11 protein-coding genes and 2 pseudogenes are annotated in these 15,736 nt (G+C 61.3%); 1 reads left to right on the plus strand and 12 read right to left on the minus strand.

Annotated features, from left to right (window positions below):
* Both NKG95_RS33470 and NKG95_RS33475 read right to left on the minus strand, forming a co-directional pair.
* Nucleotides 1-260: pseudogene (locus tag NKG95_RS33470) on the minus strand (hypothetical protein); the annotation flags it as partial.
* A gap of 101 nt (nt 261-361) precedes the next feature.
* A complete protein-coding gene (locus NKG95_RS33475) occupies nt 362-445 on the minus strand; it encodes a hypothetical protein (protein WP_352481318.1) in 84 nt (27 codons plus the stop codon).
* A gap of 314 nt (nt 446-759) precedes the next feature.
* On the opposite strand from NKG95_RS33475, the gene NKG95_RS33480 reads away from it, so the two are divergent.
* Nucleotides 760-1,506, plus strand: a complete 747-nt coding sequence (locus NKG95_RS33480; protein ID WP_352818344.1) for a gamma-glutamylcyclotransferase — start codon at nt 760-762, stop codon at nt 1,504-1,506.
* Here NKG95_RS33480 and NKG95_RS33485 read toward each other — a convergent pair.
* The 10 genes and pseudogenes from NKG95_RS33485 to NKG95_RS33530 form a co-directional block, all read right to left on the minus strand.
* Nucleotides 1,493-3,475: a glycoside hydrolase family 127 protein gene (locus NKG95_RS33485; RefSeq protein WP_353043788.1), complete on the minus strand. Its 1,983-nt coding sequence runs from the start codon at nt 3,473-3,475 to the stop codon at nt 1,493-1,495. The two genes, NKG95_RS33480 and NKG95_RS33485, sit on opposite strands and share 14 nt — an antisense overlap.
* 26 nt (nt 3,476-3,501) lie before the next feature.
* A complete protein-coding gene (locus NKG95_RS33490; RefSeq protein ID WP_353043789.1) occupies nt 3,502-4,359 on the minus strand; it encodes a carbohydrate ABC transporter permease in 858 nt (285 codons plus the stop codon).
* A complete protein-coding gene (locus tag NKG95_RS33495) occupies nt 4,359-5,285 on the minus strand; it encodes a carbohydrate ABC transporter permease (RefSeq protein ID WP_353043790.1) in 927 nt (308 codons plus the stop codon). The genes NKG95_RS33490 and NKG95_RS33495 overlap by 1 nt, the downstream gene beginning before the upstream one ends.
* Before the next feature lie 377 nt (nt 5,286-5,662).
* Nucleotides 5,663-6,916 carry an ABC transporter substrate-binding protein gene (locus NKG95_RS33500; RefSeq protein ID WP_353043791.1) on the minus strand — a complete coding sequence of 418 codons (1,254 nt, stop codon included), beginning with the start codon at nt 6,914-6,916 and terminating at the stop codon, nt 5,663-5,665.
* An 83-nt stretch (nt 6,917-6,999) separates the two neighbouring features.
* Entirely contained in the window at nt 7,000-8,049 is a 1,050-nt protein-coding gene (locus tag NKG95_RS33505; protein ID WP_353043792.1) for a LacI family DNA-binding transcriptional regulator, read from the minus strand.
* A gap of 210 nt (nt 8,050-8,259) precedes the next feature.
* Nucleotides 8,260-9,729, minus strand: a complete 1,470-nt coding sequence (locus NKG95_RS33510; protein ID WP_353043793.1) for a DUF6600 domain-containing protein — start codon at nt 9,727-9,729, stop codon at nt 8,260-8,262.
* A gap of 191 nt (nt 9,730-9,920) precedes the next feature.
* Nucleotides 9,921-10,153 (minus strand): annotated as a pseudogene (locus NKG95_RS33515) (LacI family DNA-binding transcriptional regulator); the annotation flags it as partial.
* A 335-nt stretch (nt 10,154-10,488) separates the two neighbouring features.
* Complete coding sequence (locus NKG95_RS33520) at nt 10,489-12,438, minus strand: DUF7380 domain-containing protein (protein ID WP_353043794.1); 1,950 nt, start codon at nt 12,436-12,438, stop codon at nt 10,489-10,491.
* 707 nt (nt 12,439-13,145) lie between these two features.
* Nucleotides 13,146-13,922, minus strand: coding sequence for a HEPN domain-containing protein (locus NKG95_RS33525; protein ID WP_292713315.1), 777 nt, complete (start codon nt 13,920-13,922; stop codon nt 13,146-13,148).
* Nucleotides 13,915-15,129, minus strand: a complete 1,215-nt coding sequence (locus tag NKG95_RS33530; RefSeq protein WP_353043795.1) for a GmrSD restriction endonuclease domain-containing protein — start codon at nt 15,127-15,129, stop codon at nt 13,915-13,917. Before NKG95_RS33530 ends, NKG95_RS33525 begins: the two co-directional genes overlap by 8 nt.
* Nucleotides 15,130-15,736: the final 607 nt, after the last annotated feature.

Here is a 15,736-nt window from a genome sequence, read left to right on the forward strand (position 1 = left end):
AAGCCCCAGCGTCCGACATTGCTCTGGCCTGGAATGGGAAAGCGCTCATAGCCGTGTTCGGAAATGCCGACATACCACGCGCAATCCCAGCGGCAGAGCGCCTGGGCATAGGCCGCGAAGCCGGGTTCTGCCGAAACCGAAGCAAATGCGGCATAGCGAATGGCCAGCCCACTGACGACGAAAGCCAACGGCACCGCGACGACGGCTACCGCAACAAAGCGGCCACCGGCGTTCGGACGCGCGACAGCTTCGAGCGCCAAAATCTGCCTCCACCCGTTCAAATGGCAGGCGCCACTCAAAGCTAGATGACGCGCGCCCCGGCGAATTCAAGGCGTTCACGCGGCTCAAATTGGCGATACCGCTATCCGGCGCTTCTGAGCCAGACCAGCATCTCGCCGGGGTCGCGGTTGTGCCAGGCGAAATGCGGCACGGCGCCGACTTTCACTTCCTCGACCGCCGGCGGTTCGGTGCGGTAGAGCCCCTTTCCAGTTTTCGAAAGTCTCCTTTTGGCAATCGCCGAAAGCGTGACGCCGCCGCCCAGACGGTTCGCTGCTTGTGTGCCTCGATCTCAGCCGTTCGCGGCAGAGCGATGCGGTGCCGTGGCTGGAATTCGACGCGCAAAAGTCCGCCGCGTATTTTGTGCGATTCCGTCAAGCTGTTGTACACGACAGTTTTGAACCCTGATGCCGCGCCCGCGTACTCGGCCCTTGAGAATCCTCCAGCCTTCGGCAACATGGCGGCAAAGCTGAGAGTGTGAGGATGAGCAAGGTCATTTCCGCCGCATCGCGGCGTCAGTCGGCGCCGCGCAAGCCGCCGATGGCGCTGACCGAGGCGCTGGTCGCCCGCACCTTGCGGGCGGTCGAGGACGCCGGGCCGACGCCGGGCATGGTCTACATGACCGATGCCGATTACGCGCGCATTCGCGACGAGGTGCTGGCCGGCGCGCCGGCCGGGCCGGTGAAGCTGTTCGCCTATGGTTCGCTGCTATGGAAGCCGGCCGGCGAGGTCAGGGGTGGCGAACGGGCCGTAGCGACGGGCTGGCACCGTTCGTTCTGTTTTACGGTGCAGCGCTTCAGGGGCACGGTGGAGCAGCCCGGCCTGATGATGGCGCTCGACCGCGGCGGCCAATGCCAGGGGATGGTGTTCGAGATCGCCGAGCCAGTGGCGGCCAATCTCGAAGCGCTGCTGCGCCGCGAGATGACCATCCTGCCGGCCGTCAACGTGCCGCGCTGGCTGCAGGTCAGGACGGGCGACGGCATGGGCCAAGCGCTTGGTTTCGTTGTCGATCCCGCCAATCCGCGCTATGCCGGCAAGCTCGAAAAGCGAGCGATAGCGGCGACCCTGGCCACGGCCGTCGGCCATTGGGGTTCGGGCGCCGAATATCTGTTCGAGACCATTCGCCATCTCGACGCCTGCGGCATCCGCGACCGCAATCTCTGGCAGCTGCAGGAACTTGTGGCCGAGGAGATCGGCCGGGCGCCGCCGTCGGGCTTTATTCGTCCCTGAGCCAGACCAGCATCTCGCCGGGGTCGCGGTTGTCCCAGGCGAAATACGGCACGGCGGTGACCTTCGCTTCCTCGACCGCCGGCGGTTCGGTGCGGTAGAGCCCCTCTTCCCAGTTTTCGAGAGCCTCCTTTTTCACAGTCGCCGAAAGCGTGACGACGCCGCCCAGAAGATTAGGCTGCTTGTGTGCCTCGATGTCGGCCGTTCGCGGCAGGGCGATGCGGTGCAACTGGCTGGAATTGTCGGTCTCTTCGATGCAATAGATCAGCGGTCCGCGCGCCAGTGCGACGCGGCCGATATCCTGCCGCACCTGCGGGTTGGCGTAGAGGCGGTCGACGGCCATTTCGAGATCGAGCTCGACGCGGTCGCCCTTGCGCCATTCGCGGCGGATCGCGGCATAGCCGTCACTGGTGACAGCATCCAGATCGATATCGGCGCCGTTGACCTTGAGCGTTGCCTTGCGGCACCAGGCCGGCAGCCGCAGGTGCAAGGTGAACTCGGTCGGCGCTTCCGGTTCGACGGAGATCGAGACCGCGCCGTCCCAGGGATAATTGCTGGTCTGGGTGAGCTCTATCTGCGCCCCGGCGATATCGAAACGAGCCGTGCCGTTTCCATAGAGGTGGACGGCAAGTGCTGTGTCCGACAGGCCATAGAAATAGCTGCCGATCGAGGCGACCATGCGCCCGACATTGGGCGGGCAGCACGGGCAGCGATGCCATTTCCAGCGGTGGTGGGCGCCGCGGCTTTCGAGCGGATTTTCGTAGAAGAACAGCGAGCCATCGAGCGACAGGCCCGAGATCGAGCCGTTGTAGAGGGCCCGCTCCATGATGTCGGCGTAGCGCGCATTGGGACCCATGCCGAGCATGCGGCTTGCCCAGAACACCAGGCCGACCGAAGCGCAGGTCTCGGCATAGGCGGTGTCGTTGGGCAGGTCGTAATCGGCAGTGAAACCCTCATTGTGCGACGATGGCCCGAGACCGCCAGTCACGTAAAGGTTCTTGGTCATGAGATCGTCCCACAGCCGGTCGAGCGCCACCCGCAGCGTGTCGTCGCCATATTCGGTGGCGATGTCGGCCATGCCCGAATAGAGGTACATCGCCCGCACCGCATGGCCGACGACCTTGTCCTGCTCGCGCACCGGCCTGTGCGACTGGTTGTATTCGTAGGTCTTGAAATGATAGGCCTTGGGATCGGCGCCGCGGGCGCGCGCCTCTTCGTCGAAGTAGTGCGGCTGCTGGCCGCGCTGGTCGATGAAGTATTTGGCAAGCTCCATGTATTTGCGCTCGCCCGTCACCCGCGCCAGCTTGACCAGCGCCAGTTCGATCTCCTCGTGGCCGCAATAGCCCTTCTTCTTGCCGGGCTCGGGACCGAACGTCTCGGCGATATGGTCGGCATAGCGGCACATGATGTCGAGCAGCTTGCGCTTGCCCGTGGCCTGGTAATAGGCGACGGCGCCCTCGATCAGATGGCCGGCGCAATAGAGCTCATGGCAGTCGCGCAGGTTGGTCCAGCGCAGGCCCGGCTGGATGCGCTGGTACCAGCTCGACAGATAGCCGTCGGGCTGCTGCAGCTTGCCGTACATGTCGATGACGGCGTCGATCTTCTTCTCCAGCTCCTCGTTGCGGCGGCGGTAGAGCGAATAGGCGGCGGTCTCGATGGTCTTGCCCCAATCCGAGTCCCAGAACATCTGGGTGGTCACCGTCGATCCGGTGAATTCGTTGCCGGCGGTGGCCGCCTCGTCCGGCGAGGGTGAGTGGAACGGAATGACGACGCCGGGCGACGGCCGGTCGGGATCGATCTGCTCGAGCATGCGCGCCTCGACGCATCGGTCGTAGAGGATGCCGGCGGTCTTGCTGGCAACGGCATCGACACGGTCGCCCCAGAAGCCGCGCACGTCGACCTGCGGTACCGGCAGCGGGCGGAATGCGAGTTTCGGCTTGGCGCCCTGACTGGCGGATTGCGATGCGGTCATAAATTTACTCCGTTCAATTCGATTGGTCACTTGACGGCTCCTGCCATCAGGCCGCGGATGTAGAAGCGCTGCAGCAGCAGGAAGAGCACCAGGCACGGCACCATCATCACGGTGACGCCGGCCTGCACGGCGCCCCAGTCGATGGCGCCGAAGCGGCCGGACTGCAGTGCGGTCATCATGATCGGCAGCGTGAATTTCGACTGGTCGGTCATCAGCACCAGCGCGGCCAAAAACTCGTTCCAGGCGCCGAGGAAGGCAAACAGCGCGATGGTGACGATGCCCGGCCAGACCAGCGGCAGCATGACCCTCAACAGCATGGTGACGTTGTTGGCGCCGTCCATGCGCGCGGCCTCCTCGATCTCTCGCGGCACCGCGTCGAAGGCGTTGCGCATCATGAAGATCGAGAACGGCAGCTGCAGCGTGACATAGACGCAGACCAGCCCGGTCAGTGTGTTGTGCAGGCCGATTTTTGTCAGCACCAGGAAGATCGGCGTCAGGATCGACTGGAACGGGATCATGATCGTCGACAGGATGACGACGAAGAGCAGGTTCTTCAGCGGAAAGCGGAAGCGCGAGAAACCGTAGCCGGCGAGCACGCTGACGATCACCGACAAGATGACCGTCATGACCGAGACGTAGATGCTGTTTTGCGCCGGCAGCCAGAGGCCGTCGCCGAAGGTGTTGAGCGTGGCGTAGTTCTCGAGCGAGATGCCGCTGGTCGGCCAGGGCGGCAGCGGCGGCTGGCGTGCCTCCTGCGCCGGCTTGAAGGCCGAAAGCACCGTCCAGGCGATCGGCGCCAGGAACAGAATGGACGCGATGATGCCGGTCGAGTGCTCGGCAATCTGCATGCCGATGCGGCGGTTGCGGCTCCTTGCCTGCGCCATCAGTCGACCCCCTCGGGCTGGCGCAGCAGCCGCAGCTGGATGAGGCTGAGCGCCACCAGGATGACCAGCAGGACCATCGAAAGTGCCGCGCCATAGCCGAGCTTGAACGACACGAAGGACTGGTTGAAGATCCAGTAGACGGCGGTCAGCGTCTGGTTGCGCGGGCCGCCGCGCAGGATGATGTAGAACTGGTCGAAGGCGAGGATCGAGCCGGCCACCGACAGGATCAGCGCCAGCGCCAGCGTGCGGCGCATCAAGGGCAAGGTAATCGCCCGGAACCGCGCGAATGGCCCTGCCCCGTCGATCATCGCCGCCTCCTGCAGATCCGGCGGGATCGATTGCAGGCCGGTCATCAGAATGATCATGGTGAAGCCCGCCACCTTCCACACCACCATGGCGATGATCGACCAGAAGGCCGGCTGGAAGGTCGCCAGCAGGTTGAATTTCTTCTCGGTCAGGCCAAGCTCGAAGGCGGCCGGGCTGAACAGGCCGGAATCGACGTTGAGCAGCCATGACCACAAAAGGCTGGCCGAGGCGAAGCCGATGACCGCCGGCATGAAGAAGGACGTCCGGTAGAAGCCGGTCAGCTGCCGCGGCCTTTCGATGAACAGCGCCAGCGGAAAGGCGACGGCGAAGATCGCGATCGTGACCACCACCGTGTAGTAGCCGGTGAACTTCAGCGCGTTCCAGAAGCGGGTGTCGCGCAGGATCGCCCAGTAATTGTCGAGCCCGACAAAGCTGTGCGCGCCCATCAGCGGCCAGTTGTGCAGCGACATCCAGGCCGTCATGCAAAGCGGCACGATGAAGAAGACGACGACAAGCGCAACAGCCGGCGCGACATAGAGCAGGCCGATCCACTGCCGGCGGCCGGCGCCAACCAGTTTGCGGGGACGTGCCGGGGCGGAGATTGCTGTGATGGTGGTCATGGCTGGCCGCTCGGTGGTTGAAGGGCAATCACATCGGGAGAATACCCCCTCACCCGGATCGCCAACCGAATTGCGAAGGGCAATTCGGGGCAATCCGACCTCTCCCCGAGGGGAGAGGAGGTCGCCAGCGTTGACGCCAGCCTCTTCTCCCCAGCGGGGAGAAGGTGGCCGTGAAGCGGCCGGATGAGGGGGTCTTTTCTCAACGCGATAGCCCTGCTGTTAGCGCTGCGTCCCCCTCCCCCTTGAGGGGAGGGTCCGGCCGAAGGCCGGGGGTGGGTCCTCTGCGAAGTGCGCCGACGCAAAAGAACGTCGAGCACTGCCGCAACGACCCACCCGGACCTGCGGTCCGACCTCCCCTCGAGGGGGAGGTGGGCGCTTTACTTCTGCGGCGCCGAATCGATGATCGACTGCATGGCCTCCTGCGCGTTGGCGATGGCGCCGTCGACGTCTTCACCGAAGAAGACCTCGTTCATCATCTGGTTCCACGGACCGTTGGCCGAGTTGATCAGGTCGTTGAACACCACCGAATAGGGCGTGCGGCCCTTGGACATTGCTTCGGCGGCGACCTTGTAGCGCGGGTCGAGGTCCTTCAGCGCCTCATTGGCGATGTCGCCGCGCACCGGCAGACTGCCGTATTTCGCCAGGATGGTCTGGCCCTCGAGCGAATAGGCGAAGTCGAGGAACTCCTTCACCACCGCGACTTTGGTGGTGCCCTTGGTGACGACGAAATTGTCACCGCCGGCAAACGACGACCAGGCGCCGTCCTTGCCCGGCAGGAAGGTGATGCCGTAGTCGATGTCGGGATATTGCGTGTTCAGAGCACCGATGGCGAACGCGCCGGACGGCGAGATGCCGATATTGCCGGTGGCGAAGGCGGCAAAGAAGTTGGAGCCGGTGTCGGTCTGCGCGCCTGATGGCACCAGGTCCTTCTTGACCATCGAACGGTAAAGGTCGATGGCGCCGCGCATCTGCGGCGTGTCCAGCGTCGCCTTGGAGCCGTCCTCGGTGAGGATATCGCCGCCCGAGGCCCAGATCAGCGGCGTGAAGGTGAAGATGTTGCAGCCGCCGCAATTGCCGGAGAAGTAGAAGCCCTTGATGTCGCCGCCTAGCGCGTTGACCTTTTCGGCGTCGGCTTCGATCTCGGCCCAGTTGGTCGGGCCTTTTTCCGGGTCGAGGCCGGCCTGCTTGAACAGCTTCTTGTTCCAGATCAGCACCGAGGAGTCGGCCGAGAACGGCAGCCCGTAGATGCGGCCCTTATAGGTGCCGGTCTTGACATGCGCCGGCGACAGGCTGGCGAAATAGGGCAGCGATTTCGCCCAGTCGGTGATGTCTTCCAGCTGGCCGGCGGCGGCGAAGGACGGCGTGTAGATCAGGTCGAGCGACAGCGCATCGGGCGCCGTGCCGCCGGCGGCGGCCGCACCGTATTTCGGGATGATTTCGGCGTTGGGGATGATGTCGAGCTTGATCTGGTTCTGATGGCCCTTGTTGAAGGCATCGACGATGCGCGGCATGAAGTTCGAGCCGTCGGCGCGAACCCAGATGTTGGCGGTGTCGGCGGCGGCCGAGCCGACCGTTGCCAGCGTGCCGAAAATGCTCGCGGCGATGGCGAGCCCGGTAATGGTGGTTCTCATGCTTCTCCTCCACATGGTTTTAATTTAGCGTCTTAATTTAGCCGCGCCCCCAAGCGGGTGACTATCGACACGGCCCGTTTCGTTCAGCCGTCCGGCGGACGGCCGCATGACTGACGCACCACCAACCGGCACGGCAGTTTTCTAATGCCCGGCAGAGCGGGTTCGCCGCCGACGAGCGAAAGCAAGGCAAGGCCGGCCTCGCGGCCAAGTGCTGCGAGATTCATGTCGACCGAGGTCAGCGGCGGGCGGGTTGCCTCGGCGACGATCTGCCAATTGTCGAAACCGATGACGCCGACCTCGTCCGGCACGCCGATACCGCGCTCGCGCAAGGCATCGATGACGCCGCGCGCGATCTGGTCGTTGCCGCAAAACACCGCATCGGGCTTTTCGCGCGTGCCATCGCCGCCGTCGAACAGTTTTCTGACCGCCTCGTGGCCCCAGGCTTCCGACCAGGGGCCGAGCAGCGGCTCCATGACCGGCAGGTTATTTTCGGCCAGCACCTCGCGATAGGCTTCGGCCCGGGCATGCACCACGGCAAAGCTGGCCGGCCCGGACACATGGGCGATGCGCCGCCGCCCGAGCCGGCAAAAATGCTCGACCGCCAGCCGCGCCCCGCCGGCATCGTCGGACACGAAAGCGATGGCGTTGGGATCGGGCTCGGTGAAGGCGTAGATCGCCGGGATGCCGAGATTGGCGAGGTCGACCGGCAGATGGCGGTCGATGCGCTTGCCGGTGGCGATGATGCCGTCGACGCGCTTGTCGAGCATGGCATCGACATGCAGCTGGGCAAGGCGCGGGTCGTCCTCGACATTGCACAAAAACACCGAGACGCCGGCATCGACCAGCGCATCGGAAACGCCGGCCATCAGCGGCAGCGAAAAGCGGCCATAGGTGTCGTTGGTCAAAAGCCCGACGGTAAAGGAGCGCCGCCTGAGCAGGCTCTGCGCCAGGCTGTTCGGGCGAAAGCCAAGCCGCTGCGCCGTCTCGCGAATCCGGGTCCGCGTCTCGACCGTCATCCGCCCCTGCCCGTTGAGCGCCTTCGACGCCGTGGCCACGCTGACGCCGGCAATGGCGGCCACCTCGCGCAGGGTGACCGGCTGCTTGACGGGCGTTGGCTGCGCATCGGACGCCATGATTTGGATATGATCCTCCCAGGTGGGAAAAGCTTTTCTCTTATGACCCCTCAGGGTGCTGATTGGTGATGTCAGCGGATGCGAGGCGAGTTGGGAAAAGGTTTTCTCAAGGGAGAGATTAGGACGAAGGATGTGGGGATGGCAAGGGGGGAATGGCCGCTCAGCGGCACCGCGATCGAATAATCGCGGTGCCGCAGTCTACCCGTACGCCTAGCAGCTCTCAGTCTGCGGATCGCACGCCTTGTTTTTCTCTTTCTGCGGCTTGGCCGCCTGTTCCGGCTCGGCTTGCTGCTGCTCGGCGGGCTGCTCCTTGGCCTTCGGCTTTTCAGGCTTGGCCGCCTGCTCGGGCTCGGCCTGCTGCTGTTCGGCGGCGGGCTGCTTCCTGGCCTTCGGCTTCTCAGGCTTGGCCGCCTGCTCGGGCTCAGCCTGCTGCTCGGCGGCGGGCTGCTTCTTGGTCTTCGGCTTCTCAGGCTTGGCCGCCTGTTCCGGCTCGGCCTGCTGCTGCTCGGCGGCGGGCTGCTTCTTGGACTTCGGCTTCTCGGGCTTGGCCGCCTGCTCCGGCTCGGCCTGCTGCTGCTCGGCAGCGGGCTGCTTCTTGGACTTCGGCTTCTCAGGCTTGGCCGCCTGCTCCGGCTCGGCCTGCTGCTGCCCGGCGGCGGGCTGCTCCTTGGCCTTCGACTTCTCAGGCTTGGCCGCCTGCTCGGGTTCGGCCTGCTGCTGCCCGGTGGCGGGCTGCTCCTTGGTCGTCGGCTTCTCAGGCTTGGCGGCCTTTTCGGGCTCGGCCTGTTCGGTCGTTGCTGCGCCTTCGATCGGCTTCGATTTGCGGCCAGCCTGAACCTGCTTCACCTCTTCGATGTCTTTGAGCTTAGCTGGTTTGGCATCGGCATCGGCTTTCACCTCACCTTGAAAGACCTTGACCGTATCGTTTTCCAATTTGCCGGACTGCTCGGGTGCGTCGGTCTTGCTGACCTTGACGGCAGTCACCTTCTGGTCCGTCTCCTTCTCGATCACATCGACATCGATGACTTTGTTGATCACCACATTGTTCTGGATCGTCACGTCGCCGGCCGGCTCGGCCGCCTCGACGATGCGCACAAACTCCGGCTCATCACGGATAACGACGGTAGAAATGTCCGCAGCAAGGAATTCGCGGGTGGGGACGACAACCCAGTAATAATCCGGCGTCGTGTCGAAGGTCACCTCGATCGAAATCAAATCCGGATCGCGGCGCGGCGGCAGCGGAGCCCAAATCATGTGCTCCCTGTCACGACGCCAACTCACCCATGCCGGCGCCCAACGGGTGCCCGGAACCCAGTACCAGCCGATATCGTCGGCATAGCCCCACCGGCCGTAATGGTACGTCGCCCAGCCGAATGGCTCGTCGGATACCCACAGCCAGCCATACTGCTCGGTATAGGCCCAGTGTCCAACGGTATACGGACGCCAATCGTCAGGCACATCGACCGGCACGAAAACGGACGCTCCGTGATACGAGACCCAATCACCATAGGAAGACAGGTCTTCGTAGAACGTGCTGATCGAAACGGTGGTGGCAGCCCTTGCCTCGGACACAAGCGACAATGGCGCAATCGGGTTGGGAATCTCGACGACCGTGAGCAGACAGGCGGTTACACCGCCGAGCATCAGTCGCACCGCATGGTGGGCAAGGACGCGTTTCATCGTAATCTTTCTCCGAAACAGATCGCCCTTCATCCTACAAACCCGCCGGCTGCCGGATTGTTCCGCTTTGCTGACGCTACCCGCATCCCCCCGCGACGGCTTGGCATCGCACGATGATAGTAGGCATCGACATCAGAGTTGCTTCGTGAGGGCGGTACCGTCACAACTGCGCGCCGAAGGCGCGGCGATAGGTCGTTGGTCAGCAGGCCCGACGGTAAAGGAGCCGCCGCAACAGGCTCTGCGCCAGGCTGTTCGGGCGAAAGCCAAGCCGCTGCGCCGTCTCGCGAATCCGGGTCCGCGTCTCGGCCGCCCCCTGCCTGTTCAGCGCTTTTGACGCCGTGGCCACGCTGACGCCGGCAAGCGCGGCCACTTCACGCAGGGTGACGGGCTGCTTGGCGGGCACTGGCTCGACGCCGGACGCCATGATTTGGATATCGATCCTCCCAGGTGGGAAAAGCTTTTCTCTTGTGGGCCTGCGGGGTGCCGAATGGTGAGGTCGGCGGATGTGGGGCGATTTGGGAAAAGGTTTTCTCAGGGGGGAGAGATTAGGGGAAGGATGCGCGGATGGCAAGAGGAATAGATTGGGTTTTGGGCGTGACTGAGATTTCTTGCTAGGGGCGGTGATCTGACCGCTTTGCGTTAGGAGCGGTCATCGCCGAACCACTACTCAGGCGTCGCGTTTAGGCCGAAAGCTGACGCTCATTTCACCCCGATGGCAACTCCATCCGCCAACAGCGGACAGGCGGAATAAAGTGTCCGTTACCGCTCCGGCCTCCTCCTCTGCCAAGGTCTCTCCGCGCATAATTCGTCTTGCTGCCCAAGCATCGATTGGCCTTCCATCTCGTCCTCTACAGCAATCAAGAAATCCTCGGCGTTGAGCTCATCCTCTTCAAGTTCCTTTAGGACCTCAGTCTCCGCGCGCCGTTTCTCACGGGCTTCGGCTTTATGGATACATGCCGCAGCAACATCCGTGTACGCCCCGAGCATGAGCATGGAATGGATAACCAATTCGCAGTTGTAGTAGGTAGCAGCTTCGCGACTTGCCAAACCGTGGGCGACGAGGTTCCGGAGGTTCATACCCCGCGCGTCGGCGAAAATCGCCCGTATCCAGAAATGGATATCTTCGCCGACCTCGGCCTTGACCTTTTCCATGCTGAGTAGATCGCCAAGGTTTAGTGAAACCTCCCAGCCTTTCTGACCTCGCTTCTCCTTCGTCACGGACTCGCCTACACTGCGAGCCACGTTCCGGAAGGCATCTTCGATCTGCGGAACCAAGACGAACAGGCACTTGACGTAGTCGCCTTCTATCCAAGCTCTGATCCCGGCAATAACCAGCGCGAAATCTGAAAACAGTTCTGTCCTCTGGACGAACGCCGCAATCTCCTCTGGCGAAAGCTTATGCCTTTCGACCGCAGCGTCGAGCGCCTTGCTCAGGAAGATGCGGTTCGACTGGCGGGCGAAATCCGCGTACCGGTAGAGGCCTCCGTCCCCATCATCGTCCCCTCCGACCTGTGCCGCCACATGATCATCAGCGATGACCGACATTGTCATCATGGACATCAGAGGGGACGTCGCCGCACCTTCCTCTGCTCGATACCGCAATTCCTGCTTGGGAGTGATAAACTCAGCGGCGATGTTGAAGAGGGTCTGCTGCCAGTTCCCGTCGTCAACCAAGATGTTCAGGACGTCCTCGATCTCGGATTTCTTGATCTCCTGCCTGTAGCTGAAGGACTTCATCTCTGACGCCGAGCCGCGGATCGCCGCCTCCCTTTCCACCCGCAGCCTCTTGAGCCGCTCGCCGTCCCCCGCACGCCTGGCGAATTCCGCCGCAGTTTGAAGCCAAGCCATCGCTTGCATGCGCGAGCCGGCCGTCGCGATCTTTTCGAATGCCTCGCTAACCGCCAGCCCAACCCTCTTCACGCTGTCGAAATCCTCTCCCGCGGAATAGAACGGAAGCAGACGCGAAGCCACGCGCTCCGCGCCATGCGGATCAAAGGTCTCGTCCGCCATGAACCGTGCTAGTACCTTCTCGAGTCCAGCGACCAAATCGCTTTTCTGGTCCGAGTTTAGACCAGCCTTTCGGTTTGTCGTGAGAGCGTCGTAAAGATAATGCCACCAGCCGGTCTTCTCCACCTCGACCTGAAACCTGGCAAGCATCATTTCTTTGACGATACCTATCCTTTCACCGTGACCGATTGACGTGGCCAACTGGAGCGCGCGCTTCAGCGCCTCGACGTCGTCATGGTCATCGGCATTGCGGCCGTCCGCTACACTGGCAATGTAGTTGTCTATCGCGAGACGAGCGAACCTTACGTCGGGTCTACGGTTTGCGGCGTTCCTGCTCAGGTCCCAAACAAGATCAGCGTATCTAGCTTTCATAACGGGATGACTCACGGCATCCGCACGCTGCTCCCAGTGAGCGACGATGTCCGGCGTCAGGTGGCGGATGTCGGGGAAGTACAGGTCGCTCCCGTCAGCATCCGTTCCAGACCCCATTGGTCCGAAGTACGTGTTCCACGGCGGCCTGTCTTCCTGTTCAGCCTGAACGGCGAACGCGACTAGGTCGGCCCAAGCATCGCCGGTCGCTATCTTGTCTTCGAGCCTTGTCCGGGCGCTTGAAAGAGCGGCCTGGATGGCGTGCGTGTCTAACGGTTCCTCCGTCCTATCGAACTCCGCGATGACTGCTTCTATCGTCCCTGGTACCTGCATCTCAAGCCTTTCAGGCGGATGGCCCCTTCAAATGGCGAAAAGCGGCTGTCAATTCGAGGTTCTCTACACGGAAATGACCGTGGTCGGCCAAATTTGCGGGCCACAACCCGTGGTCAAAGTAAGCATCAGGGCTGCCTTGGCCAATGGCAGACATAGTATCGCGCGAGCCACACGTCTGCTTCTTTGAGCTGCTTCCCCGAAAGCTGTGGCTTTCCACCAAAGCACGGCCGTCCATGATTGCTCCCATTCGCGCCGACTCCCAATTACGATCCTGAGTTCACGTCACCTAATTGTTGGGCGCTCGGCAACCTCTCAGCAAGCCACAATGGTGACGTTCTCCGCGATTGCATGAGGCGGAATAGGTGCATAGCGCCGGGCCTGCCGCCATAAGTCGCCGCGCGGGTGCTGACATGCCGGCACCATCAAGGCCTCCTCGCTTTTACTAGAACCTCCGTGTCATTCATCTGGTTCGCAGCCTTGGGTTCGAGCATAGTTGAAACCGTCCGCGTACTCGCTTGAACCATTTCTGAGCCTCCCGATCGAGGATGACTGCAGGCTTTCGCTCGCCGGCCGATTGGAATTTCCGGGTGAGGTGCTGACCTCTATATGGGCGACATGACGCGCGTTATCGTACGACTGATACTCCACGAACCATTTGCGCTTATCGACCGATGGCGGCTGGAGGTTCTTCACACGGTCCAATCACCTTACATCCGAACCAACTGGTCCAGTCCCGCACTCAGAGCGCGGATGAAGCCCAAAGTATCGCGCAATGCGGTTAGATCTACAACACGGGTGAGATCGCCGTGCACGATGTCGTTGCGCAGGTTGATTTGAGCGTCCAGCTTTTCCTTCGCCCTAATAGCCACGCGACCTTTGGTCTTATCATCGAAATGCGCCTTGATTTGCGCGTTTTGACCCAACGCATCTGAAAATGGCTCTGGAAGCGAAATTGCCTCGAATAGCTTCTCCAACCGTTCGGCCGTGCAATTTCCCATCAGCTTCGTATAAACTTCGGGATTGAGTCTGTAGCCCTTCTGGCCGGAAAGACCTCTCCCGAGATTCGTGAGCAGATTGTCGAAGTTGTACGCCACGCCCAGAATGTTGCCGGATTTCACATGGGCCAACACCCGGGCAGCGTGGGCAACGTGGTTATTGCGAAAGCCCTGTTCCAAGCTGCTATAGAGTTCAACGACCTCGAACCGCTCTTCAATAACAGCCTTGACCAACGATCGTATATAGTTCTCGAACACGCCGTGGATTTGCACAATCATTGGCTTATAGAGCGTGCTTGGGTCGACGGTCTTATACTTTAGAGCCTGCTGGACAGCCGTCTGCGCCGCCTTATCGTGCTTGAGAGCGCCCATGAGCGGTCCGGCCATCGCAACGACGATGTTGGTATAGGATTGACGGATTTCAATCGTCGCTTCAATTTCTTCAAGATAGGAATCCGCAAGCGATTTTGCGTCATCCATTTTAGACATTAATGATGCCCCTAATGACCTCTTCAACCTTGATGATGCGGTCACGAATGGCGTTTGCGGTGTTTCCGCGGCCAACCATGAGATCATACGTTTCGGCATTCAGTGCGGTCAGCTCAAGGAGTTGGTCGCGGATGAGCTGACGGTTGTTTAGCAGGGCGTCTCGGTACTGCCGCAGATTGAATACAGCTACCATTTCTGCATCATACAGCGGGCGAGAGATCTTACCCGGCTTATCCCCGTTGGGCGGCAGACGGAATATGTGGGGGCCAAAAATCGCCACGCAAAGCTCAAGCGCCTGCACGAATTCCTGCCGCAAGGTTTGCAGCGCCGCTGCATCGGGACGTCTCAGACGCTTCATGGTCCCGTCGAGCATCGACCGCACAGAGCCAGCAATGTCTTTCGGCTCGCGGAAAGCGAAGAAACGCAGGACGATCTCCACGTCCGCCATGCGTTTGAACAGAGTGTTGGCGGAAAGTTCCGCGCTAGAAGTCCCATCGGCGCGGGTATTGTCCTCATGGTTCGGGATTTCCCACGCGTCGGTGAACGCACGGGTTTCAGATAGTTCGATCAAAAGGGCATTGAATTCGCCCGAATAGAGCGAATTGCGAAGCTCCTGTTGGTTAAGCCGCTCGCCGCCCGTATTCAGGCGCTCGAATACCTGTGCCCGAAGGTCCAGGCTGTCCTCCGCAGGCGAGCTATTGTCAGACATAAGGGTGATGGCCGATATCTTGGCGCGCTCCAGCCCCCTCCTGACCAAAGGTGGAAGAGCACTGTAATTCCGACCATTAAGCGCAGGCCAGATATCCAGTCCTTCCAGTGCGAAGCTCCCGCTGAAGAACTCGGAAATTGCATTGAGGCGTTGTTGACCGTCCATCACCTCGAACCGGCCAAGTTCCTTCTCGTACAGAAAGACGGGTGGAACGGGCACGTTCATGATGAAGCTCTCGATGAGCTTCGATTTCTTCTTATTGTCCCAACGCAAGCGGCGCTGATATTCCGGCCGCAGGTTGCCCCATACTGTGTTGCCTTCCCCGCGGATAAACTGGATCACGTGAGACAGGAAAAGATCGTTCTTCTCCTGAACGACCCGGAGCCGTCCGGTTTCGAAATGTCTTTCGATCTGTTTATCTGAAGTCCCGGCGGCTACAACTATATTTCCTACGGCAAGTGGCTCAGTTTCATCGACTATCCCGTCATATTCAGCCACGCCACGTCCCCGAAATTTCGCCCAAAGGTTTGTCTGGGCCTACAACTAAGCTGCGACACTGATAGCCTGCTGCAGAGCTCTTGGCTATCTCATCGAAAACGATCTTCATGCGCTGCGCGACCTGCAGATGCCGAAGCGCCAAGGCCGGCATGGGTAGGTCCACATCGGCTGGCAGTCGACGCGACCCTCGCCTTCCATGCTCCACCATGTTGCTTGCGTCATCCACCGCGCCCGATCCTGGTGAGAAGAAATGCCGGTACGACTTTTGTCCGAAGAAAATTCAACGTCCGAAGTCGATCAGCGGAGAAAATTCATTTTTCCATCCATTTTTCCTCGCTCGGCTTTTTGATCGTCCGGCATACGCCGCGCTCTACCGCGCGAGCGGTTTAGTTCGGTGGCGCAACCACGACTTCCAGAGTGGTCGCCGGCTATGTCCAATTCCAGGCCGTGGCAAAGCTGATCTTAACGGCTTAACGCGGCGCAAAGCTTTCATGCACGGCTCCGTTTGCCAGAGTCTGCTTCGGGTCGATAATGTTGAAAAAGTCCGGGTTGCAGCAGTCCTGAAGCACTGATTCAATCTTCTTCAATCTTCGTTGTAAGAGGAGAT

The sequence above is a fragment of the Mesorhizobium sp. M1423 genome (assembly GCF_040317575.1).
Lineage (GTDB): Bacteria > Pseudomonadota > Alphaproteobacteria > Rhizobiales > Rhizobiaceae > Mesorhizobium.